Origin of the sequence: Paraburkholderia sp. BR13439 (assembly GCF_040948805.1) — a bacterium.
GTDB classification, from domain to species: Bacteria; Pseudomonadota; Gammaproteobacteria; order Burkholderiales; family Burkholderiaceae; genus Paraburkholderia; species Paraburkholderia youngii.
The window spans coordinates 152,926-175,111 of record NZ_JBFPKN010000017.1; the positions used below are offsets into that span (position 1 = coordinate 152,926).

The following is a 22,186-nucleotide window of genomic DNA, read 5'->3' on the forward strand; positions in this document are numbered from 1 at the left end:
CAGCCGAATCCAATTCATCCAGGCTCCTCCACCGCTCGTGCCACAAACTTCCTCCAGCCTGCTCGCGGGCTTACTGCCAGGCCGCTTTGCAGGCGATATCGGCCTCGCGCTCGCGAGTCTGCCCTCCGGGGTGCAGATCGCGTTCGCGATCGTGCTCGGCCTCGTGATTGGCAGCTTCCTGAACGTGGTCGTGCATCGGCTGCCGATCATGCTCGAGCGTGCGTGGCGCGCCGAAATCAGCGAGGCCACCGACGCGCCGCAGCCCAGCGACGGACTGCCCGAGCGCTACAACCTGTGGGTGCCGCGTAGCGCGTGCCCGCATTGCGGGCACGTGCTGAGCGCGTGGGAAAACTTGCCGGTGCTGAGCTACCTGCTATTACGCGGCCGCTGTTCCGCATGCGGCACGCACATCAGCGCACGCTATCCGCTGCTCGAAACCGCGAGCGCAGCTTTCGCCGCGGGCGCACTGATGGCCTTCGGCCCGACGCTGATGGCACTCGCCGCGTTCGGCCTGTGCGCGACGTTGCTTGCGATGAGCGCGATCGATATCGACACGCATCTGCTGCCCGATTCCTTGACCCTGCCGCTGTTGTGGGCCGGCCTGATCGTCAATTTCAACGGCATGTTCACGAACCTGCATGATGCGGTGCTCGGGGCTATCTTCGGATATCTGGTGTTATGGGCCGTGCATTGGGCGTTCAGGCTCGTGCGCGGTATCGAAGGCATGGGCTATGGCGACTTCAAACTGCTCGCGGCGCTCGGCGCGTGGCTCGGCTGGCCAGCGCTGCCGCAAATCGTGCTGGTCGCCGCGGTGGCCGGTGCCGTGATCGGCCTCGCGGCGACGTGGCGCGGCCGTATGCGCTTCGAGGAGCCGCTGCCGTTCGGGCCATTTCTTGCGGCGGGCGGTGCGCTCACGCTATTTGCCGGCACGCCGCTTTACCTTGCTTTGGGAGGCTGAAGCATGTTCGTTGTGGGACTCACCGGCGGCATCGGTAGCGGCAAGTCGACGGTTGCCAATCTGTTCGCCGCGCGCGGCGTTCCGCTCGTCGATACCGACGTGATCGCGCATCGCATCACCGCGCCGCATGGCCTGGCGATGCCGCACATCGCCGCCGAATTCGGCGCGGAGTTCGTCGCCGCCGACGGCTCGCTCGATCGTGCGCGCATGCGCACGCTCGTGTTCAGCGACGACACCGCGCGCAAACGTCTCGAAGGCATCACGCATCCGCTGATTCGCGCGGAAACCGAGCGCGAAGAGCGCGAAGCGAAAGGGCCGTACGTGATCGTCGTAGTGCCGTTGCTGGTCGAGTCCGGGACCTGGAAGAACCGTGTGAATCGCGTGCTCACCGTCGATTGCAGCATCGACACGCAAGTCGCGCGGGTGATGAGCCGCAACGGCTTCAGCCGTGAGCAGGTGCTCGCGATCATCGCGCGCCAGGCCACGCGCGAAGCGCGCCTCGCCGCCGCCGACGACGTGATCGTCAATGACAACGCGCCGCCCCTGGAGCTCGAAGCGCAGGTGGACGCTCACCATCAAGCGTATCTGTCGCTCGCGAAGGGTGAGGCCGAGTCGTAGCGCGCGGAGGCCTCAGGTCCGCCTCGCTGCAAGCATCAAGCGCACGATGCCCTGTGAAGGCAGATACGCATCTTCGGCACGCGTCGTCACCGACACAATTGAACTTTGCGCGCATGCGAGAGCCGAAGCGCTCATAACACCGGGAACTGACAAAAAAGTTGCGAAAGCACGCGGAAAGCGTGCGTGATTGCCTGGGTAGTCCCACGGCATTAGAATGTTTTGCATTCCTGTCACCGACCACGCCCGAGGCGAGCCCGCTTGATCCTTTACGAGTACCCCTTCAATGAGCGAATCCGGACGCTGTTGCGGCTCGAAGATCTGTTCGAGCGCTTCACGTTCTTTCTGACTCAGGAAGACGCGCGGGAACATCACGTCGCACTGACAACGTTGTTCGAAATCTCCGAAGTAGCTGGCCGCGCGGATCTGAAGTCGGATCTGATGAAAGAACTCGAACGCCAGCGGCAAACGCTCGCGCCGTTTCGCGGCAATCCGGGCATCGAGCAGAACGCGCTCGAAGCGGTACTCGGCGAGATCGAGCAGACGCTTGCGGGGCTCACGCAGATGCAAGGCAAAACCGGCCAGCATCTTGCAGACAACGAATGGCTCGCAAGCATTCGCAGCCGCGCGATCATCCCCGGCGGCACCTGCAAATTCGACCTGCCCTCGTATTACGCGTGGCAACAGTTGCATCCCGATCAGCGTCGCCAGGACATCGCCAAGTGGGTCACGCCGCTTTTGCCGCTGCGCGACGCGGCCACGATCGTACTGCGGCTCGCGCGCGAGTCGGGCCAGGCGTCGAAGGTGATGGCGATGCAAGGCAGCTATCAGCAAATGCTGTCGGGCCGCTCGTATCAATTGATGCAGGTTCGTGTCGCGCCCGAATTGCGCGTGATTCCCGAAGCGAGCGCCAACAAGTACATGCTGTGGGTGCGCTTCACGGTGCAGGACGGCGATCTGCGGCCGCGCGCGGTCGACGTCGACGTGCCGTTCCAGCTCACGCTCTGCAGCCTGTAACCGCCTGACAATCGCCGCGCACCGAGCAGCGCACACCGGATTTGACCGAACGCGCCTTTGAAGAGGCGCGAAATAGCCCTATATTCGTTACTTGTTCCGTTTGCGATTGACCGCCCGACCGTATGCCTACCGTCGTCAAATGTCCTACCTGCGGTAAAGATGTCCGCTGGACCCCTGAGAGCCGTTTCCGTCCTTTCTGCTCCGAGCGCTGCAAGCAGATCGATCTCGGCGCATGGGCCGCCGAAAAATACAAGATCGGCGGCAATGAACAGGAAGGGTCTTCGTCCGAAGAGGAACCGCCGCGCGGCGACTACAACCCGCACTGAGCGCGCCAGTAAAAAAGCCACGCGAACCGCGACGCTGCCGAGACAGCGCCCGCTATCGCGTGGCTTTTTCAGTCGCTCTGTTTCAACCAATCACCTGTTCTCGGCCGCGAGCCACTCCAGCACCGGGATTGTGGCCGGCAGCAATGGCGAGACGTCCGCAGGCAAGCTCTGCCACACGAAGGCCTGGCCTTCACGCCCGTGCGGCTCGCCCGACCATTGCGTCACCTTGCAGAAGAAGAGGCGCACATAGGCGTGGGGATAATCGTGTTCGAGCGTATGCCACAAATGGCTCGCCTCGACCTCGATTCCCAGCTCCTCGTGCAGCTCGCGCGCAAGCGCGGCCTCGATCGATTCGCCCGCTTCCAGCTTGCCCCCCGGAAACTCCCAGTAGCCCTCGTACGGCTTGCCCGCCGGACGCTGCGCGAGCAGATAGCGGCCATCCGGCTGCACCAGCACGCCGACCGCGACTTCGGTGACGGGACGGCCGGCGCCGTTGGTCCCGGCACTATCGCCCACGTTTTTGGTAGCGTCACTCATGCCGGCGTCTTACGGCCGGACCAGTCGCGCGCAAACTGCCACGCGACCCGCCCCGAGCGCGAACCGCGTTCGAGCGCCCACACGAGCGCATCGCCGCGCGCCGATTCGATCTCGGCGTCGTCGCAACCGAAATGACGCAGCCAGTGCGCGATGATCGTCAGATAGTCGTCCTGCTTGAACGGATAGAAGCTGACCCACAGCCCGAAACGCTCCGACAGCGAAATCTTCTCTTCGACCAATTCACCCGGATGAATCTCGCCGTCCGACGTGTGCTTGTAAGTCTCGTTGTCGCTCATGTACTCGGGCAGCAGATGGCGGCGGTTCGACGTCGCGTAGATCACCACGTTGTCGGACTGCGCGGCGACCGAGCCATCGAGCGCGACCTTCAGCGCCTTGTAGCCCGACTCGCCTTCTTCGAACGACAGGTCGTCGCAGAACACGATGAAGCGCTCCGGGCGCTTCGCGATCAGATCGACGATGTCGCCGAGGTCGTGCAGATCGTCCTTGTCCACTTCGATCAGACGCAGGCCGTCTTTCGCGTACGCGTTCAGACACGCCTTGATCAGCGACGACTTGCCGGTGCCCCGCGCGCCCGTCAGCAGCACGTTGTTGGCCGGCTGGCTGCGCACGAACTGGCGCGTGTTCTGTTCGATCAGCCCTTTCTGGCGATCGATGTTCTGCAGGTCGTCGAGCGTGATCGACGAAATGGCGGGCACCGGCTGCAGGTAGCCGCGCCCCTGGCGCTTGCGCCAGCGAAAAGCGACCGCGGCCGACCAGTCGATGTCCGGCGTGGCGGGCGGAAGCATCGCTTCCAGGCGGCCGAGCACGGCTTCGGCCCGGGTCAGAAACTGTTCGAGTTTGTCCATGGTAAGTGGGCGGCCAGCGGCCGCGCTTTGAACCTGATTACGAGCGGTAGTCGGCGTTGATGCTCACGTAGTCGTGCGACAGATCGCAGGTCCAGATCGTGGCTTGCGCATTGCCGCGTCCGAGCACGACGCGAATGCCGATCTCGCTCTTTTTCATCACGCGCTGGCCGTCTTCTTCGCGGTAGGCCGGGTTGCGGCCGCCGGCAGTCGCGACCAGCACGTCGTCTAGATACAGATCGATCTTGCCGACGTCGAGATCGTCCACGCCGGCATAGCCGATGGCCGCGAGAATGCGGCCGAGGTTCGGGTCCGATGCGTAGAAGGCCGTCTTCACGAGCGGCGAGTGGCCGATCGCGTAGGCGATCTGGCGGCATTCGCCGACGCTCGAGCCGCCCTCGACATGCACGGTCATGAACTTGGTCGCGCCTTCACCATCGCGCACGATCAGTTGCGCGAGGCTCTGCGCGACCTCGGTCACCGCGTCGCGCAGCGCTGCATAAGCGGGCGAATCGGTGGACGTGATCGCGGGCAGGCTCGATTTGCCCGACGCGATCAGGATGAACGAATCGTTGGTCGACGTATCGCCATCGATCGTAATGCAGTTGAACGAGCGGTCCGCGACGTGCTTCACGAGCTCGTCGAGCACGGGCTGCGCGACAGCCGCGTCGAACGCGAGGAAGCCGAGCATGGTCGCCATATTCGGCTTGATCATGCCGGCGCCCTTGCTGATGCCGGTCAGTGTGACCGTGTGGCCGTCGATCGTGACTTGGCGCGAGCTCGCCTTCGGCAGCGTGTCGGTCGTCATGATCGACTGGGCCGCGTCGTACCAGTTCGCTTCCTTGCGGTTCGCGAGCGCGGCCGGCAAACCGGCCTTCAGACGATCGACCGGCAGCGGTTCGAGAATCACGCCCGTCGAGAACGGCAGCACCTGCTCGGGCCCGATGTCGGCGAGACGCGCGAGTTCCGCGCAGGTTTCGCGCGTCGCCGCGAGGCCCTGCTCACCGGTGCCCGCGTTCGCGTTGCCGGTGTTGATCACCAGCGCGCGAATCGGCTTGCCGCCCGCGCGCACGCGCTGCAGGTTCTCCCGGCAGACCGTGACGGGCGCCGCGCAGAAGCGATTCTGCGTGAACACGCCGCCTACCGTCGCGCCTTCGTCGACGGAAATGACGAGCACGTCCTTGCGGTTCGGCTTGCGGATATGCGCTTCCGCCCAGCCTAGCGTGACGCCGGCGACGGGGTGGAGTTGAGCGGGATCGATCGATGGAAAGTTGACAGCCATGGTCGCGACCTGTCGAAGAAAATGCCGGCGGACGCCGGCATCGGGGAAACGGAACTGATGACCCGGGCGTGTTGCCGGGTCATCCGCGAAATCAAAACGGCCAAGCGGCACTCAAAAACGACGCGGCGCGCCCTGAAGCGCGCCGCGTCGGCAATTATGCGATCTTGCCGTGGCACTGCTTGTACTTCTTGCCGCTACCGCACGGGCACGGGTCGTTGCGGCCGACCTTCGGCACGTTATCGGTATGCATATGCACGGCCGCCTGCGGCGCTGCGCCGTGGCCATGGCTCATCGCGTCGCCGATCATCGCGGCGGTGGCCGCTTCGGCTGCAACCGGCGCGGCGGCGCCGGCTTCCGCGAACTCCGCATGACGGAACTCGACATTCTCCAGATGACCGCCCTGCTCTTCCATTTGCTCCGCGGCCGCTTCGAGCTGCTCCGGCGACTGGATCTGCACGTTCATCACGATGCGCGTAACTTCGAGCTTCACCGCGTCGAGCATCGCGGCGAACAGTTCGAACGCCTCGCGCTTGTATTCCTGCTTCGGGTTCTTCTGCGCATAGCCGCGCAGATGGATGCCCTGACGCAGATGATCGAGCGCGGCCAGATGCTCGCGCCACGCGCGGTCGAGCGTCTGCAGCATGATCGAGCGCTCGAACGCGCTGAACGATTCGCGGCCGACCAGCTGGACCTTCGCCTCGTACCCCTCGTCCGCGGCGGCTTCAACCGCTTCGAGAATCTCGTCCGGGCTGATCGAGTTCGACTCGTTGATCATTTCCTGGATCGCGAGGTCGAGCTGCCATTCGTTGCGCAGCACTTCTTCGAGCTCGGGCACGTCCCACTGTTCTTCGATGCTGCCCACCGGCACGAACTGATGCACGATGTCGCTGATCACACCGTGACGCATCGCGGTGATGGTTTCGGTGATGTCGTTCGCTTCGAGCAATTCGTTGCGCTGCTGGTAGATCACCTTGCGCTGGTCGTTCGACACGTCGTCGTATTCGAGCAATTGCTTACGAATATCGAAGTTGCGCGCCTCGACCTTGCGTTGCGCCGATTCGATCGAACGCGAGACGATGCCTGCTTCGATCGCCTCGCCTTCCGGCATCTTCAGACGGTCCATGATCGCGCGCACGCGGTCGCCCGCGAAAATGCGCAGCAGCGGATCTTCCAGCGACAGATAGAAGCGCGACGAACCCGGGTCACCCTGACGGCCAGCACGGCCGCGCAGCTGGTTGTCGATCCGGCGCGACTCATGACGCTCCGTGCCGATGATGTGCAGACCGCCCGCGGCCTTCACCTGATCGTGCAGCGTCTGCCATTCGTCATGCAGCTTCTGGATGCGGCGTTGCTTTTCGTCGTCGGAGAGCGTTTCGTCCTGCTCGATGAACGACGCCTGCTTTTCCGCGTTGCCGCCGAGCACGATGTCCGTGCCACGGCCGGCCATGTTGGTTGCGATCGTGATGCGTTGCGGACGGCCCGCTTCGGCGACGATCGCCGCTTCGCGCGCGTGCTGCTTCGCGTTCAGCACTTCGTGCGGCAAGCTGGCCTGCTTCAGCAGATGCGACAGCAGCTCCGAGTTCTCGATCGACGTCGTGCCGACCAGCACCGGCTGACCGCGTTCGTAGCACTCGCGGATGTCGCGGATCACCGCGTCGTAGCGTTCCTTCGCGGTCTTGTAGATCTGATCCTGCTTGTCGATCCGCTTGGGCGGACGGTTGGTCGGGATCACGACCGTTTCGAGACCGTAGATCTCGTTGAATTCGTACGCTTCGGTGTCGGCCGTGCCGGTCATGCCGGCCAGCTTCGCGTACATGCGGAAGTAGTTCTGGAACGTGATCGACGCGAGCGTCTGGTTCTCGCTCTGGATCTTCACGTGCTCCTTCGCCTCGACCGCCTGGTGCAGACCGTCAGACCAGCGGCGGCCGGCCATCAGACGGCCGGTGAATTCGTCGACGATGATCACTTCGCCGTTCTGCACGACGTAGTGCTGATCCTTGAAGAACAGCGTGTGCGCGCGCAGCGCCGCGTACACGTGGTGCATCAGCGTGATGTTCTGCGGCGCGTACAGGCTTTCGCCCTCGCCGATCAGGCCCCACTCGGAGAGCAGGCGCTCGGCCTTTTCGTGACCCGACTCGGTCAGGAACACCTGACGGCCTTTTTCGTCCAGCGTGTAGTCGCCCGGCTTCTCGACGCCGGTGCCGTCCGCCTTCTCTTCGCCGATCTGGCGCTCGAGCAGCGGCGGCAGCGCGTTCATGCGCACGTAGAGTTCGGTGTGATCTTCGGCCTGGCCGGAGATGATCAGCGGAGTACGCGCTTCGTCGATCAGAATCGAGTCCACCTCGTCGACGACCGCGAAGTTCAGGCTACGCTGCACGCGCGCGTCGGTCTCGTACACCATGTTGTCGCGCAGATAGTCGAAGCCGAATTCGTTGTTGGTGCCGTAGGTGATGTCGGCGGCGTACGCTTGCTGCTTCGCCGTGTGCTCCATCTGCGACAGGTTGATACCGACCGACAGACCGAGGAAGTTATAGAGACGCGCCATCCATTCGGCGTCGCGCTGCGCGAGGTAGTCGTTGACCGTGACCACGTGGACGCCGCGGCCCGACAGCGCGTTCAGGTAGACCGGCAGCGTCGCGACGAGCGTCTTGCCTTCGCCGGTGCGCATTTCGCTGATCTTGCCGTAGTGCAGCGCCATACCGCCGATCAGCTGCACGTCGAAGTGGCGCATCTTCAGCACCCGCTTGCTGGCCTCGCGGCAGACCGCGAACGCCTCCGGCAGGATCTTGTCGAGCGATTCGCCGCTCGCGACGCGCTGGCGGAATTCACCCGTTTTGGCGCGCAGTTGGTCATCCGTCAATTGCTCGATCTGCGGCTCGAGCGCATTGATCGCCGCGACGGTCTTTTGATATTGCTTGACAAGCCGCTGATTACGGCTGCCAAAAATCTTCTGTAGAAAACCGGTGGTCATCGGATCGGTGTCTGCGTCGCGGCTTCGGCTGGCTCGCGGTGTGCGCTACATGCACACCGCGCCTGGGTCGGAAAGTCCTCGGCGGCTTAGTCCAAGAGTGAATTCGAATCGGGCATTTTAGCACGCGCCTCCGGCTGCGCTCGTGTCGGAGCCGTGGCGGCGCTGGCTCTGGCCGGCCCCGCCGGGCAACCTTCGGCGCGGCGCGGACCGGCATCGCAAGCTGCCCGCGCGGTACAATCGCGGCGTGAGCGCGCATGGGGCGAGCTCACGTGTCAATGCCAAACATGAGCCGTTTTTCGTCCTTTTCAAGGCCGCCGAAGCAGTTCGATCTGCGCCGCCCGCAACCGCTCGCCGAGGTTCTCGGCCGCACGGACGCGTTCGCGGCGCTGCGCGCGGGCGTCGAGCAGATCGCCGCGCTCGAGAAGGACCTGCGCGAGCTTTTGCCCGATTATCTGGCGACGAGTGTCGAGCCCGGCTTCATCAAGGAAGGCGTGCTGGCGCTATTCGCCGCGCACAACGCGCTTGCGGCGCGTCTGCGGCATCTGGAGCCGCGGCTGCTGGTGGATCTGCAGCAGCGTGGCTGGCCCGTGCAGTCGCTGAAAATTCGCGTGCGGCCGCAGCCGCTGAAAGAACCGCCGCCCGTCAAGCAGGCGCGCATGACGCCGGCCGGCGCCGCCGCGCTGCAGGCGTTGAGCGAATCGCTCGAGCCGTCGCCGTTGCAGGAAGCGCTTGCGCGCATGGCCGCGCGGCATCGGCGCAATCGCTGAACGCTGAACGAAAAAAACGGCCCCGAAGGGCCGTTTTTCATTTGCCTACCTGTCACGCTGGCTTTATGCGAACGCCGTCTGCGTTTCGTACGCGAAGCCGCGCGGGGCCTTTTGCGTGTCGTCGAAAGTAACGATTTCGTACGAGTCTTCGTGCGCGAGCAGCTCACGCAGCAGCGCGTTGTTCAGGCCGTGGCCCGACTTGTACGCGGTGTACGACGCGAGCAGCGGGTGACCGACCACGTACAGGTCGCCGATCGCGTCGAGCATCTTGTGCTTGACGAACTCGTCGTCGTAACGCAGACCGTCGTTGTTCAGAATGCGGTACTCGTCGAGCACGATCGCGTTGTCCATGCTGCCGCCGCGCGCGAGGCCGAGCTCACGCATCATTTCCACTTCATGCGCGAAGCCGAATGTGCGGGCGCGCGCAATTTCGCGCACGTACGACGTGTTGGCGAAATCCACTTCCAGCGCCTGACCGGTTTTGTCGACGGCGGGGTGACGGAAGTCGATCGTGAACTTGAGCTTGAAGCCGAAATACGGATCGAGGCGCGCGAACTTGTCGCCGTCGCGGATTTCGACCGGCTTCGTGACCTTGATGAATTTCTTCGGCGCGTTCTGCTCTTCGATACCCGCCGACTGGATCAGGAACACGAACGAACCCGCGCTGCCGTCCATGATCGGGATTTCTTCGGCGGTGACGTCGACGTAAAGGTTGTCGATGCCAAGACCGGCGCAGGCGGACATCAGATGCTCGATGGTCGACACGCGCGCGCCGTCTTTCTGCAACACGGAAGCCAGACGCGTATCGCCAATCGCCATCGCCGACGCAGGAATGTCAACCGGCGTGGGCAAATCCACGCGCGAAAACACGATGCCAGTGTCCGGCCCCGCCGGACGGAGCGTCAGATTGACTTTACGGCCGGAGTGCAACCCGATGCCGACAGTCTTGACGATCGATTTAATTGTGCGCTGCTTCAACATGGTGGTCTTCTGTTCGATTGGAAATCCTAATCAGGATTTTTTATTCCATAGCCGCAATTATACTCCAATCCCCAGACCAGCGTCTTTGCGGGGAACGTGACAATCTGTTTCGCTGCATTACCCATTGGGCTTAGCGACGGAAAGCGTGACGGGCCGATGCCCCGGAACGGAGGCGTTTCCGGTCATCGGCCCGCGTAACGGCCTGTCACAAAAGCGTCGTAATCACCGTTGCCGTCGCGCCACGCGACATGAGCACGCGGGCCGCGGCGAAGGTGCGACGTCAGCAACTAGCTCAACGTGGCGAGAATACTCGCTGCATCGCTGACTTCGAATTTGCCGGCAGCCTCGACGTTCAGCGTCTTGACCACGCCGTCGTCGACCACCATCGCGTAGCGCAGGGAACGAATCCCCATGCCGCGCGCCGACAGATCCTGCTCCAGACCAAGCGCCCGTGTAAAAGCCGCACTACCGTCCGCCATCATGCGCACCTTGCCCGAGGTGTGCTGATCGCGTCCCCACGCGCCCATCACGAACGCGTCGTTGACGGACACGCACCAGATTTCGTCGATGCCGGCAGCGCGCAACTGCTCGGCATGCTCGACATAGCCCGGTACATGTTTGGCCGAACAGGTCGGCGTGAACGCGCCGGGCAATCCGAAGATCACCACGCGTTTGCCCGCCGTCTGCTCGCGCACGTCGAAACTGTTCGGTCCGATCGTGCAGCCCGCCCGGTCGTCTTCGACATACTCGAAGAGCGTCGCGTCGGGCAGCTTTTCACCTTCCTTGATCATGCTCAGTCCTTTGCATCGATGCGAAGCACGCTCGCACGTCATCGTGTCGCAGTGAATATCGGTTCGGCCCTTTCAACTATAAGCCACACCGTGCGGCGACAGTCACTCCGTCCGCTTCGCGAATCCGCAGAGGGCAGTTGCCCCCGCCGCGAACCAGACGATACGCGACCTGCTTGCCGTTCACCCGCCACGCTCGTGCATTCGGCCGCCAGCGCTGCACCTGCGATGAGACTCGCAGCGCGGCAACGAAGCCTGCCCGTGCGCTCAGTCCGCCTGCTTGCGCAGGAATGCCGGAATGTCGTACGTATCGACGCCCTTTTCCTGCAGCGCCTGCACGTGCGAGGCCGCCGTGTCGCGCGACGTGCGCCACACCGCCGGCGTGTCGAGCGCGCCGTAGTCGGCCGTGCTGGCATGGCCTGCCGCCGGTGCATACGCTGCGTGCGCCATCGCGCCGACCGGCTGGTTGTCGGTGCCGGTGCGCAGCAGCGTCATCGGTGCCGATTGCTGCTTCTTCGCCGCACGGCCGAGACCCGTTGCCACGACCGTCACGCGCAACGCGTCGCCCATCGCATCGTCGTACACCGCGCCGAAGATCACGGTTGCATCTTCCGCGGCATAGCTCTTGATCGTGTTCATCACTTCGCGCGTTTCCGACAGACGCAGCGAACGGCTCGAGGTGATGTTGACCAGCACGCCACGCGCGCCCGACAGATCGACGCCTTCCAGCAGCGGGCTCGCGACGGCCTGCTCGGCCGCGAGACGCGCGCGATCGACACCGGCCACCGTCGCCGTGCCCATCATCGCCTTGCCTTGCTCGCCCATCACGGTCTTCACGTCTTCGAAGTCGACGTTCACGAGACCGTCGACGTTGATGATTTCCGCAATACCCGCGACCGCGTTGTTCAGAACGTCGTCAGCGCACTGGAAGCACTTGTCCATCTCGGCGTCGTCGCCCATCACCTCGAACAGCTTGTCGTTCAGCACGACGATCAGCGAGTCGACGTGATCCTCCAGTTGTTGCGAACCGGCCTCCGCCACGCGCATGCGCTTGCCGCCTTCGAATTCGAACGGCTTGCTGACGACGCCAACGGTCAGAATACCCATTTCCTTTGCGATCTGCGCCACGACCGGTGCCGCGCCCGTGCCCGTGCCGCCACCCATGCCGGCGGTGATGAACACCATGTGCGCGCCGCGCAGTGCGTCGGCGATACGCTCGCGTGCTTCTTCAGCGGCGGCGCGGCCCATTTCCGGCTTGGCTCCTGCGCCCAGCCCCGTGTTGCCGAGCTGGATCACCGCGGTGGCGCGCGAGCGCGACAGAGCCTGCGCGTCCGTGTTCATCACGATGAAGTCGACGCCTTGCACGCCTTTGTTGATCATGTGCTGAACGGCATTGCCGCCAGCGCCACCGACTCCGACGACCTTGATGATGGTGCCGCTCGTTTCGGTTTCCAGCATCTGGAATTCCATGTTGCCTCCGTCAAGATAAAAAGTTACTGCCACTCGGCGTTATCCGGCAGGAGATCGGGCAACCTCCTGTCGCGCACCGGCCGCCGGCACCAGCGCGAATTTCTCGAAACCCCTGGTCAGAAGTTGCCGAGGAACCAGTCCTTCATGCGCGAGAACACCTGTCCCATCGACCCCGACTGCACCGCAACCTTGCGCCCGCGCATACGCTGCGAGCGCCCTTCGACGAGCAGGCCCATCGCCGTCGAATAGCGCGGATTGCGCACGACGTCGGCGAGACCGCCCGCGTACTCCGGCACGCCAATGCGCACCGGCTTCAGGAAAATGTCCTCACCGAGCTCGACCATGCCGATCATCATCGACGCGCCGCCCGTCAGCACGACGCCGGAGCTCAGCAGTTCTTCGTAACCCGACTCGCGCACCACCTGCTGCACGAGCGAAAACAGTTCTTCGACGCGCGGCTCGATCACGGCCGCCAGCGCCTGGCGCGACAGCGTGCGCGGACCGCGCTCGCCGAGACCCGGCACTTCGATCATCTCGTCCGGATCGGCGAGCGCCTGCTTGGCGATGCCGTAATCGACCTTGATGTCTTCGGCGTCCGGCGTCGGCGTGCGCAGCGCCATCGCGATGTCGCTGGTGATCTGGTCGCCGGCGATTGGAATCACGGCGGTGTGGCGAATCGCGCCTTCGCTGAAGATCGCGATGTCCGTCGTGCCGCCGCCGATGTCGACCAGCACCACGCCCAGTTCCTTCTCGTCTTCCGTCAGCACCGCGAGCGACGACGCGAGCGGCTGCAGGATCAGGTCGTTCACTTCGAGGCCGCAGCGGCGTACGCACTTGACGATGTTCTGCGCCGCGCTGACCGCGCCGGTGACGATATGCACCTTCACTTCGAGGCGGATGCCGCTCATGCCGATCGGCTCGCGCACATCTTCCTGACCGTCGATGATGAATTCCTGCGTGAGGATATGCAGCACCTGCTGATCGGTCGGGATGTTGATTGCCTTGGCCGTTTCGATCACGCGCGCGACGTCGGCCTGCGTGACTTCCTTCTCCTTGATCGCGACCATGCCGCTCGAATTGAAGCTGCGGATATGGCTGCCGGCGATCCCGGTGAACACGTTCGTGATCTTGCAGTCGGCCATCAGCTCGGCTTCCTCGAGCGCGCGCTGAATCGACTGCACGGTGGCTTCGATATTCACCACCACGCCCTTCTTGAGCCCCTTCGATTCGCTCTGGCCGAGACCGATCACCTCGTAGTGACCCTCGCCCTTCAACTCGGCGACGATGGCCACTACCTTCGACGTCCCGATGTCGAGGGCGACCAGCAGATCCTTATAGTCTTTACTCATAGCGTGCTCAGTGCGTGTGATGTCCGTTTACTTCTTGCCCTTGTCGGGTTCGCTGATGAAGCGCATGCCAGCGGCACGAATCGCGAAACCGTTCGGATAGCGCAAGTCCGCATTCTCGATATCCTTTCCCCAACGTTGCGTCACCGCGCCCCATGCCGCGGTCAGGCGTTTGCTGCGATCGGCCAGCGTGTCCTGATTGCGTTCGCGGCCCAGCTCCACCCGCGTGCCGTTCGACAGCTTCACCGTCCACGCATAGCGCGGCGACAGCGTCACTTCCTCGGGCGTCGCGTTGATCGCCGCGAACCACTTCTGAAAGTCGTGATACCGCGCGACGACTTCCTTCGCCGTACCGTCCGGGCCGTCGAACGCGGGCAGTTCTTCGTCGAGCTCGCCCTGGTTCGCGGTGAACAGCTCGCCGTCCGCGCTCACCAGCTGATCGCTGCCCCACGTCCCTAGCGGCTTGTACTCCTCGAGCGTGACAGCCAGTGCATTCGGCCACACGCGCCGCACGCTCGCGTGACGCACCCACGGCATCTGTTCGAACGCCTGCCGCGCGGCGTCGAGATCGACCGTGAAGTAGTTGCCCTTCAGGCGCCCCACCACGCCGGCGCGCACCGTCGGCGAATTGATGTGCTCGGTGTCGCCGTCGATCTGGATCTCGCGCAGCGCGAAATTCGGGCGCTGGATCAGCCAGTAACCGCCCGCCGCCAGCAGCACGAGCACCAGCAACGCGTGCAGCGCGTTGGTGGCGAGATTGAGCTGGCGAACGTTGTTCCACATGGTGTTGCTTGCGCTTACCCTGGTTAATCCTGCAGCGTCAGCGCCAACACGCCGACCACGAGTTCCTGATAGCTGATGCCGACCGCGCGCGCCGCTTTCGGCGGCAGCGAGTGATCGGTCATGCCAGGCGCCGTGTTCACTTCGAGGAAGTACGGCTTGCCTTCGCCATCGAGCATGAAGTCCGCGCGGCCCCAGTCGGTGCAGCCGAGCACGTCGAACGCGCGGCGTGCGAGCACTTTCAGGCGCGCTTCCTCTGCGGCGCCCAGACCGCACGGGATCAGATACTGCGTGTCGTTCGCGATGTACTTCGCGTGATAGTCGTAGAACTCGCCGGCCGGCACGATGCGGATCACCGGCAGATCCAGATTGCCGGCGATGCACGCGGTGTACTCGCCGCCGCCTTCGATGCTCTTCTCGACCACGACAATACGGTCGTACTTCACGGCCTCGATCAACGCGGCCGGCAGCGCGTCCGCGCTCTTCACCTTGATCACGGCGACGCTCGAACCTTCGCTCGCCGGCTTCACGAACAGCGGCAGACCGAGCTTCGCGACGATCTCTTTGGCGCGCGCCTCGTAGTCGTCACCGCGCAGCACCGCTTCGAACGGCGGCGTCGGAATGCCGAGCTGCTGCCACACGAGCTTGGTGCGGAACTTGTCGAGACCGAGCGCCGAGCCGAGCACACCGCTACCGGTGTAGCGGATGCCGTAAAAATCGAGCGCGCCCTGGATCTGCCCGTTTTCGCCGTAGCCGCCATGCAGCGCGTTGAACGCGCGCACGAAGCCCTCTTCCTTCAATGCCGACAACGGACGCTCGGCCGGATCGAACGGATGCGCGTCGACGCCGGCGTCGCGCAGACCTTGCAACACGAGGCGTCCGGAATTGAGCGACACTTCGCGCTCGGCGGAATTACCACCGAGCAGCACGGCCACCTTGCCGAATTGTTTGGCGAGTTGATCCTGATTAATACTGCTCATCTCACACCTTCAGTTCCTGAGCGAGGCGACCCGGCACACCGCCGATCGAACCCGCGCCCATCGTAATCACCACATCACCGTCGCGCACCACCGTAGAGAGCGCGTCCGGCACTTCATCGACCGTATCGACGAACACCGGCTCGACCTTGCCCGCGACACGCAGCGCGCGCGCCAATGCGCGGCCGTCCGCGGCGACGATCGGCGCTTCGCCGGCCGCATAGACTTCGGTCAGCACGAGCGCGTCGACGGTCGACAGCACTTTCACGAAATCCTCGAAGCAATCACGCGTACGCGTGAAGCGGTGCGGCTGGAACGCCAGCACCAGGCGCCGGCCCGGAAATGCGCCGCGCGCCGCCGCCACCGTGGCGGCCATTTCGACCGGGTGGTGACCGTAGTCGTCCACCAGCGTGTAGGAGCCCGCGGCCTGGCCGTCGCTGACGACCGGCACTTCGCCGTAACGCTGGAAGCGTCGGCCGACGCCGTTGAAATCCGCGAGCGCTCGCTGGATATCGGCATCTTTCACTTCAAGTTCAGTCGCAATTGCAATTGCGGCCAACGCGTTCTGCACGTTGTGCTCGCCCGGCAGGTTCAACGTGACGTCGAGCGGCGCCGCGTCTTCGCGCATCACGGTGAAATGCATGCGGCCTTCGCGCGCTTCGACGTTGACCGCGCGCACCTGCGCCTCGGCCGCGAAACCGTAGCGGATGATCGGCTTCGACACGAACGGCAGGATCTCCTTCACGTTCGGATCGTCGACGCACAGCACCGCGATGCCATAGAACGGCAGACGGTGCGTGAATTCGATGAACGCCTGCTTCAGACGCGCGAAGTCGTGACCATAGGTATCCATATGATCGGCGTCGATGTTCGTGATGACTTCGATCACCGGGAACAGGTTCAGGAACGACGCGTCCGATTCGTCCGCCTCGGCGACGATGAAGTCGCCGGTGCCCAGACGCGCATTCGCGCCCGCACTGATCAGCCGGCCGCCGATCACGAAGGTCGGATCGAGCCCGCCCGCGGCGAGCACGCTCGCTACCAGCGACGTGGTCGTGGTCTTGCCGTGCGTGCCGGCGATCGCGATACCCTGCTTCAGTCGCATGAGTTCCGCGAGCATCACCGCGCGCGGCACGATCGGAATGCGGCGATGACGCGCGGCCAGCACTTCCGGGTTGTCGCTGCGCACCGCAGTAGACACCACCACCGCGTTCGCGCCTTCGATGTTCTCCGCCGCGTGCCCGATCGAAATGCGCGCGCCGAGCCCGGCGAGGCGCTCGGTAACCGCGTTGCCCGACAGGTCCGAGCCGCTCACCTGATAGCCGAGATTGACGAGCACTTCGGCGATGCCGCTCATGCCGACGCCGCCGATGCCGACGAAATGAATGTGTTTGACGATGTGTTTCATTGCTTTCCTTCTGGGCTCACGCCCGCCATCGAAGCCGCGCCCGCCACCGTCGCGCAGATCTGCGCGACCTGTTCGGTGGCATCCGGTTTCGCGAGCGAGCGCGAACGCTCCGCCATTTCCGCGAGACTTTCCCGCGTCTGGCTGCGCAACCAGTCGGCGAGCTTTTCCGCCGACAGGTCGCGTTGTTGCACGACCAGCGCCGCGCCGTTGTCGGCGAGAAACGCTGCATTAGTGGTCTGGTGATCGTCGACCGCGTAGGGGAACGGCACGAACAGCGCCGCGACGCCGACCGCCGATATCTCCGACACCGTCATCGCGCCCGAGCGGCAGATCACCAGATCGGCCTGCGCATAGGCGCTCGTCATGTCGTCGATGAACGGCACGAGCGACACGTCCGCGCCTGCCTGCAAGCCTGCGGCCGCGTAGTTCTCGCGCAGCGCGTTGATATGCTTCGCACCCGCCTGATGCACGATGCGCGGTCTTTCATTGGGCGTTAACTGCGCGACCGCACGCGGCACGACTTCGTTCAACGCGGCGGCACCGAGACTGCCACCCACGACGAGCACGTTCAGCGGACCGTTACGCTGCGCGTAGCGTGCTTTGGGTGCATTCGCGCGCGCAAGTTCCTCACGAATCGGATTGCCGGTCCATTCGCCGTGCGGCAGCGCATTCGGAAACGCGACCAGAACGCGTTTCGCGAGCTTCGCGAGCACCTTGTTCGCGAGACCGGCGATCGAATTCTGTTCGTGCAGCACGAGCGGGCACCCGCTCAGCGCGGTCATCAGCCCGGCCGGGAACGTGATGTAGCCGCCCATGCCGAGCACGACGTCGGGTTTCACGCGACGCAGCACACTCAGGCTCTGCGTGCACGCGCGCAGCAGGTTGACCGGCAGCATCAGCTTGGTCTTCAGCCCCTTGCCCCGCACGCCGCCGAAGCGCACGTACTCCATCGGAATGCCGTGCTTCGGTACCAGCGTCGCTTCCATGCCCGCGGGGTTGCCGAGCCATACGACTTTCCAGCCCCATGCCTGCATCAGATGCGCGACCGCGAGCCCCGGGAACACGTGTCCCCCGGTGCCGCCGGCCATCACCATCAGCGTGCGTTGTGGCAGAGCCGTCATACCTTGCCCCCGCGCATCAACACACGATTCTCGTAATCCACTCGCATCAGCACGGCGATCGCGACACAGTTCAGCAAGATGCCCGACCCGCCGTAGCTGACGAGCGGCAACGTGAGGCCTTTGGTCGGCAGAAGACCGAGGTTCACGCCCATGTTGATGAAGGTCTGCGCGCCGAACCAGATGCCGACGCCCTTCGCGACCAGCCCCGCGAACGTGCGATCGAGCGCGAGCGCCTGGCGGCCGATCTCGAACGAGCGGCGCACGATCCAGTAGAACATCAGGATCACGACGAGCACGCCGACGAAACCCAGTTCCTCGCCGATCACCGCGAGAATGAAGTCGGTATGCGCTTCGGGCAGATAGTTAAGCTTCTCGACGCTGCCGCCGAGACCGACGCCAAACCACTCGCCACGCCCGAACGCGATCAGCGAGTGCGTCAGCTGATACGCCTTGCCCTGCGCGTAGCGATCGTCCCACGGATCGAGGTACGCGAAGATCCGCTCACGACGCCAAGGCGACGCCCACACCAGCAACGTGAACGTGCCCACCGCGGTCGCGACGAGACCGCCGAACAGCTTGCCGTTCACGCCGCCGAGGAACAGCACGCCCATCGCGATCGCCGCGATCACCATGAACGCGCCCATGTCCGGCTCGAGCAGCAGCAGCGCGCCGACCAGACCGACCGCGACCGCCATCGGCAGAAAGCCCTTGGCGAAGCTATGCATGTATTCCTGCTTGCGCACCGTGTAGTTCGCCGCGTAGATCGTCACCGCGAGCTTCATGATTTCCGACGGCTGCATGTTCGTGATGCCGAGCGGAATCCAGCGGCGCGCGCCGTTCACGCCCTTGCCGACGTGCGGGATCAGCACGATCACGAGCGCGACGAGCGAGATCAGGAAGAGCTTCGGCGCGTACTTGTCCCACGTCGAAATCGGAATGCGGAACGACGCGACGCCGACCGCCGCGCCCATCAGCACGAAGATGATCTGGCGCACGAGAAACGCCCAATCGCGGTACGACGAGTACTTCGGCGAATCGGGCATCGCGATCGACGCCGAGTACACCATCACGATGCCGAGCCCGAGCAGCGCGACGACCACCCACAGCAGCGAGTGATCGTAGTCGAGCATGCGCGAGCGCAGCGGCCGCACGCCGTTGACCGCGCTCGCCAGACCACTGCCGCCCGTGCGGGTGGAAGTGCGGCTAGACGTGCCTGCGGCGGCGCCGTTGCCGCCGGCGGCTTCGCGCGAGCCGAAACGTTCCGACCAGCTCATATCATCGTCCCCCGTTCGGCAGCGATCTCTTCGACCGTGCTGCGGAATACCGCCGCGCGGTGTGCGTAACCCTTGAACATGTCGAAGCTCGCGCACGCGGGCGACAACAGCACCGCGTCGCCGGGCTGCGCGATGGCAGTGGCTGCGCGTGTCGCTTCTTCGAGCGTCGCGTGATCGGTCATCGCGACGCCGCAATGTTCGAGCGCCGCGCGAATCTGCGGCGCGTCACGGCCGATCAGCATCACCGCGCGGCACCAACGCATCACCGGCGCGGCGAGCGGCTCGAATTCCTGGCCCTTGCCGTCGCCGCCCGCGATCAGCACGACGCGTTGCGCGAGACCATCGAGCGCGGCGACCGTCGCGCCGACGTTGGTGCCCTTGCTGTCGTCCACGTAGTCGATGCCGTCGATCGACGCGATCAGTTCCACGCGATGCGGTTCGCCGCGGTATTCGCGCAGGCCGTGCAGCAGCGGCGCGCCGGGCAGACCGATCGCACGCGCGAGCGCGTACGCGGCTAATGCGTTGGCGGCGTTGTGCAGGCCGCGGATGCGCAGCGCGTCGGCGGGCATCAGACGCTTCAGCGCGATGTCGGGCGTTGCGGCTGCTTCGTTCTTGCGACGGCGCTTCGGCGTGGATTCGTCGGTCGCATCACGATCTTGTGCTTCGACGAGCCACACCATGCCGTTGTCGCGCAACAGGCCGTAGTCACCGTCGTTCTTCGGCTCGGTCACGCCGAACGTGATGACCTCCGCCTCGCCGCTGGTGGGCGCGAGCGACATCACACGGGCGTCGTCGCGATTCAGCACGCGCACCGTTCGGGGACCGAAGATGCGGCCCTTCGCGGCCGCGTACGCATCGAGTCCGCCGTGCCAGTCCAGATGATCCTGCGTGATGTTCAGCACGACCGCCGCGTCCGGCGTAAAGGTATGCGAGGTCTCCAGCTGGAAGCTCGACAGTTCGAGCACCCACACGTCGGGCAGCGCGGTCTGATCGATCGCTTCGGACAGCTTGTCGAGCAGCGACGGGCTGATGTTGCCCGCCACCGCGACCTTCTTGCCCGCGCGTTCGCACAGCAGGCCGGTCAGGCTCGTCGTCGTGGTCTTGCCGTTCGTGCCGGTGATCGCGATCACCTTCGGCGCGTAGCCGGACTCGCCGAGCGCGCGCAGCGCCTGCGAAAACAGTTCGAGTTCGCCCCACACCGGAATGCCCCGCTCGCGCGCCGCCGTGATCAGCGGCAGCAGATCGGCGGAGAGCGGCGACAGCCCCGGGCTGATCGCGACCAGTTCGACACCTTCGAGCAGCACCGGCGAAAACGGACCGCCGACGAAATCGGCATCGACACCATGCGCTTCGAGCGCGGACAGGTTCGGCGGCACTTCGCGCGTATCTGCCACGCGCAGCCGACAGCCGTGCCTGGCGCACCAGCGCGCCATCGCGAGACCGGATTCACCCAGTCCCAGCACGAGCACCATCGGCTTTTGCCGATCCCGAAACTTCTCGCCGAACATCGCCTGCTTCCTTAAATACTGCTGCTTAACGCAATTTGAGAGTGGACAAACCGAATAGGCACAACATCAACGTGATGATCCAGAACCGCACGACCACCTGGGTTTCCTTCCAGCCCGACAATTCGAAATGATGATGCAGCGGCGCCATCTTGAAGAACCGCCGCCCTTCGCCGTAACGGCGCTTCGTGTATTTGAACCACGTGACCTGCAGCATCACCGACAGCGTCTCCGCAACGAAAATGCCGCCCATGATGAACAGCACGATTTCCTGACGCACGATCACCGCGACCGTGCCGAGCGCGCCGCCGAGTGCGAGCGCGCCTACGTCGCCCATGAACATCTGCGCCGGGTGCGTGTTGAACCACAGGAACGCAAGCCCCGCGCCACCCATCGCCGAACAGAAGATCAGCAATTCGCCCGCGCCGGGAATGTGCGGAAACAGCAGGTATTTCGAGTAGACCGAGCTGCCCATCACGTACGCGAACACACCGAGCGACCCGCCGACCAGCACGACCGGCATGATCACGAGGCCGTCGAGGCCGTCGGTCAGATTCACCGCGTTGCTCGCGCCGACGATCACCAGATACGTCAACACGATGAAGCCCCACACGCCGAGCGGATACGTGATCGACTTGAAGAACGGCAGCAACAGGTCGGCGCGCGCGGGCAGGCCCATCGACAGGCCACTGCGCACCCACGCCATGAACAGGTCGAACACGCGCACGTTGCTCGCCTCGGACACGCTGAATGCGAGATACACCGCCGCGAACAGGCCGATCACCGATTGCCAGAAATACTTCTCGCGCGATGACATGCCGCGCGGGTCCTTGTAGACGACCTTGCGGTAGTCGTCGACCCAGCCGATCACGCCGAAGCCGAACGTGACGAGCATCACGATCCAGATGAAGCGGTTGGTCAGATCGGCCCACAGCAGCGTGGCCACACCGATGCCGAGCAGGATCAGCACGCCGCCCATCGTCGGCGTGCCCGATTTGACGAGGTGAGTTTGCGGGCCGTCCTTGCGAACGGCCTGGCCGACCTTCATCGCGGTCAGCTTGCGAATGACCGCCGGGCCGCAGACGAGCCCGATCAACAACGCGGTGATGGTCGCCATCACCGCGCGAAACGTCAGATAACTGAACACGCGCAAGAAGCTTGCGTCATTCTGCAGCCATTGCGCCAGCGCCAGTAGCATGC

Annotated in this window: 20 protein-coding genes; 5 read left to right on the forward strand and 15 right to left on the reverse strand. The window is 64.3% G+C overall.

The features are described 5' to 3' along the window. The first annotated feature begins 16 nt into the window (after positions 1–16). The 4 genes from AB3X96_RS29385 (at position 17) to yacG (ending at position 2,916) form a co-directional block, all read left to right on the forward strand. Positions 17–958 (forward strand): A24 family peptidase, encoded by a 942-nt coding sequence (locus AB3X96_RS29385; RefSeq protein ID WP_368592472.1) that lies wholly within the window; start codon positions 17–19, stop codon positions 956–958. 3 nt (positions 959–961) lie between these two features. Continuing rightward, positions 962–1,576, forward strand: coding sequence for a dephospho-CoA kinase (gene coaE / locus AB3X96_RS29390; protein WP_184226497.1), 615 nt, complete (start codon positions 962–964; stop codon positions 1,574–1,576). Positions 1,577–1,834: 258 nt separating this feature from the next. Then, on the forward strand, positions 1,835–2,590 hold the full coding sequence (gene zapD, locus AB3X96_RS29395; RefSeq protein ID WP_008921182.1) for a cell division protein ZapD: 756 nt from the start codon (positions 1,835–1,837) through the stop codon (positions 2,588–2,590). Between the two features lie 122 nt (positions 2,591–2,712). Continuing rightward, on the forward strand, positions 2,713–2,916 hold the full coding sequence (yacG, locus tag AB3X96_RS29400) for a DNA gyrase inhibitor YacG (RefSeq protein ID WP_008921181.1): 204 nt from the start codon (positions 2,713–2,715) through the stop codon (positions 2,914–2,916). A gap of 90 nt (positions 2,917–3,006) precedes the next feature. Here yacG and AB3X96_RS29405 read toward each other — a convergent pair whose 3' ends face one another. From AB3X96_RS29405 to secA, 4 genes are all read right to left on the reverse strand, one after another. Then, positions 3,007–3,453, reverse strand: coding sequence for an NUDIX domain-containing protein (locus AB3X96_RS29405; protein ID WP_368592454.1), 447 nt, complete (start codon positions 3,451–3,453; stop codon positions 3,007–3,009). Then, the gene (locus AB3X96_RS29410) at positions 3,450–4,319 is read right to left on the reverse strand and encodes an ATP-binding protein (protein WP_368592455.1); all 870 of its coding nucleotides are present in this window, start codon (positions 4,317–4,319) and stop codon (positions 3,450–3,452) included. The genes AB3X96_RS29405 and AB3X96_RS29410 overlap by 4 nt, the downstream gene beginning before the upstream one ends. 37 nt (positions 4,320–4,356) lie before the next feature. After that, entirely contained in the window at positions 4,357–5,598 is a 1,242-nt protein-coding gene (gene argJ / locus AB3X96_RS29415) for a bifunctional glutamate N-acetyltransferase/amino-acid acetyltransferase ArgJ (RefSeq protein ID WP_368592456.1), read from the reverse strand. A 154-nt stretch (positions 5,599–5,752) separates the two neighbouring features. After that, entirely contained in the window at positions 5,753–8,569 is a 2,817-nt protein-coding gene (gene secA, locus AB3X96_RS29420) for a preprotein translocase subunit SecA (protein ID WP_368592457.1), read from the reverse strand. A 284-nt stretch (positions 8,570–8,853) separates the two neighbouring features. On the opposite strand from secA, the gene AB3X96_RS29425 reads away from it, so the two are divergent. After that, positions 8,854–9,336, forward strand: a complete 483-nt coding sequence (locus tag AB3X96_RS29425) for a DciA family protein (protein WP_176104989.1) — start codon at positions 8,854–8,856, stop codon at positions 9,334–9,336. A 63-nt stretch (positions 9,337–9,399) separates the two neighbouring features. On the opposite strand, the gene lpxC is transcribed toward AB3X96_RS29425, so the two are convergent. The 11 genes from lpxC to mraY form a co-directional block, all read right to left on the reverse strand. Further along, positions 9,400–10,317, reverse strand: a complete 918-nt coding sequence (gene lpxC, locus AB3X96_RS29430; RefSeq protein WP_368592458.1) for a UDP-3-O-acyl-N-acetylglucosamine deacetylase — start codon at positions 10,315–10,317, stop codon at positions 9,400–9,402. Positions 10,318–10,604: 287 nt separating this feature from the next. Further along, entirely contained in the window at positions 10,605–11,108 is a 504-nt protein-coding gene (locus AB3X96_RS29435) for a peroxiredoxin (protein ID WP_013090605.1), read from the reverse strand. 264 nt (positions 11,109–11,372) lie between these two features. Further along, a complete protein-coding gene (ftsZ, locus tag AB3X96_RS29440; RefSeq protein ID WP_013090606.1) occupies positions 11,373–12,575 on the reverse strand; it encodes a cell division protein FtsZ in 1,203 nt (400 codons plus the stop codon). 116 nt (positions 12,576–12,691) lie between these two features. After that, on the reverse strand, positions 12,692–13,924 hold the full coding sequence (gene ftsA / locus AB3X96_RS29445) for a cell division protein FtsA (RefSeq protein ID WP_008921172.1): 1,233 nt from the start codon (positions 13,922–13,924) through the stop codon (positions 12,692–12,694). A gap of 27 nt (positions 13,925–13,951) precedes the next feature. Further along, positions 13,952–14,704 (reverse strand): cell division protein FtsQ/DivIB, encoded by a 753-nt coding sequence (locus AB3X96_RS29450; protein WP_368592459.1) that lies wholly within the window; start codon positions 14,702–14,704, stop codon positions 13,952–13,954. A 23-nt stretch (positions 14,705–14,727) separates the two neighbouring features. Further along, a complete protein-coding gene (locus AB3X96_RS29455) occupies positions 14,728–15,681 on the reverse strand; it encodes a D-alanine--D-alanine ligase (RefSeq protein ID WP_176104985.1) in 954 nt (317 codons plus the stop codon). A gap of 1 nt (position 15,682) precedes the next feature. Then, the gene (gene murC, locus AB3X96_RS29460) at positions 15,683–17,086 is read right to left on the reverse strand and encodes a UDP-N-acetylmuramate--L-alanine ligase (protein ID WP_018437615.1); all 1,404 of its coding nucleotides are present in this window, start codon (positions 17,084–17,086) and stop codon (positions 15,683–15,685) included. Then, positions 17,083–18,207, reverse strand: coding sequence for an undecaprenyldiphospho-muramoylpentapeptide beta-N-acetylglucosaminyltransferase (murG, locus tag AB3X96_RS29465; protein ID WP_368592460.1), 1,125 nt, complete (start codon positions 18,205–18,207; stop codon positions 17,083–17,085). The genes murC and murG overlap by 4 nt, the downstream gene beginning before the upstream one ends. After that, positions 18,204–19,481 carry a putative lipid II flippase FtsW gene (gene ftsW, locus AB3X96_RS29470; RefSeq protein WP_368592461.1) on the reverse strand — a complete coding sequence of 426 codons (1,278 nt, stop codon included), beginning with the start codon at positions 19,479–19,481 and terminating at the stop codon, positions 18,204–18,206. The genes murG and ftsW overlap by 4 nt, the downstream gene beginning before the upstream one ends. Continuing rightward, the gene (gene murD / locus AB3X96_RS29475) at positions 19,478–20,989 is read right to left on the reverse strand and encodes a UDP-N-acetylmuramoyl-L-alanine--D-glutamate ligase (protein ID WP_368592462.1); all 1,512 of its coding nucleotides are present in this window, start codon (positions 20,987–20,989) and stop codon (positions 19,478–19,480) included. Before murD ends, ftsW begins: the two co-directional genes overlap by 4 nt. Positions 20,990–21,014: 25 nt before the next feature. After that, positions 21,015–22,184 (reverse strand): phospho-N-acetylmuramoyl-pentapeptide-transferase, encoded by a 1,170-nt coding sequence (gene mraY / locus AB3X96_RS29480; protein WP_176104980.1) that lies wholly within the window; start codon positions 22,182–22,184, stop codon positions 21,015–21,017. Between the last annotated feature and the right edge of the window lie 2 nt (positions 22,185–22,186).

Excerpts from the sequence above, each read along its gene's own strand:
- coaE (WP_184226497.1), top strand. The coding sequence starts at position 962 with ATGTTCGTTGTGGGACTCACCGGCGGCATCGGTAGCGGCAAGTCGACG.
- yacG (WP_008921181.1), top strand. The coding sequence starts at position 2,713 with ATGCCTACCGTCGTCAAATGTCCTACCTGCGGTAAAGATGTCCGCTGG.
- AB3X96_RS29405 (WP_368592454.1), bottom strand. The coding sequence starts at position 3,453 with ATGAGTGACGCTACCAAAAACGTGGGCGATAGTGCCGGGACCAACGGC.
- AB3X96_RS29410 (WP_368592455.1), bottom strand. The coding sequence starts at position 4,319 with ATGGACAAACTCGAACAGTTTCTGACCCGGGCCGAAGCCGTGCTCGGC.
- argJ (WP_368592456.1), bottom strand. The coding sequence starts at position 5,598 with ATGGCTGTCAACTTTCCATCGATCGATCCCGCTCAACTCCACCCCGTC.
- secA (WP_368592457.1), bottom strand. The coding sequence starts at position 8,569 with ATGACCACCGGTTTTCTACAGAAGATTTTTGGCAGCCGTAATCAGCGG.
- AB3X96_RS29425 (WP_176104989.1), top strand. The coding sequence starts at position 8,854 with ATGAGCCGTTTTTCGTCCTTTTCAAGGCCGCCGAAGCAGTTCGATCTG.
- lpxC (WP_368592458.1), bottom strand. The coding sequence starts at position 10,317 with ATGTTGAAGCAGCGCACAATTAAATCGATCGTCAAGACTGTCGGCATC.
- AB3X96_RS29435 (WP_013090605.1), bottom strand. The coding sequence starts at position 11,108 with ATGATCAAGGAAGGTGAAAAGCTGCCCGACGCGACGCTCTTCGAGTAT.
- ftsZ (WP_013090606.1), bottom strand. The coding sequence starts at position 12,575 with ATGGAATTCCAGATGCTGGAAACCGAAACGAGCGGCACCATCATCAAG.
- ftsA (WP_008921172.1), bottom strand. The coding sequence starts at position 13,924 with ATGAGTAAAGACTATAAGGATCTGCTGGTCGCCCTCGACATCGGGACG.
- AB3X96_RS29450 (WP_368592459.1), bottom strand. The coding sequence starts at position 14,704 with ATGTGGAACAACGTTCGCCAGCTCAATCTCGCCACCAACGCGCTGCAC.
- AB3X96_RS29455 (WP_176104985.1), bottom strand. The coding sequence starts at position 15,681 with ATGAGCAGTATTAATCAGGATCAACTCGCCAAACAATTCGGCAAGGTG.
- murC (WP_018437615.1), bottom strand. The coding sequence starts at position 17,086 with ATGAAACACATCGTCAAACACATTCATTTCGTCGGCATCGGCGGCGTC.
- murG (WP_368592460.1), bottom strand. The coding sequence starts at position 18,207 with ATGACGGCTCTGCCACAACGCACGCTGATGGTGATGGCCGGCGGCACC.
- ftsW (WP_368592461.1), bottom strand. The coding sequence starts at position 19,481 with ATGAGCTGGTCGGAACGTTTCGGCTCGCGCGAAGCCGCCGGCGGCAAC.
- murD (WP_368592462.1), bottom strand. The coding sequence starts at position 20,989 with ATGTTCGGCGAGAAGTTTCGGGATCGGCAAAAGCCGATGGTGCTCGTG.
- mraY (WP_176104980.1), bottom strand. The coding sequence starts at position 22,184 with ATGCTACTGGCGCTGGCGCAATGGCTGCAGAATGACGCAAGCTTCTTG.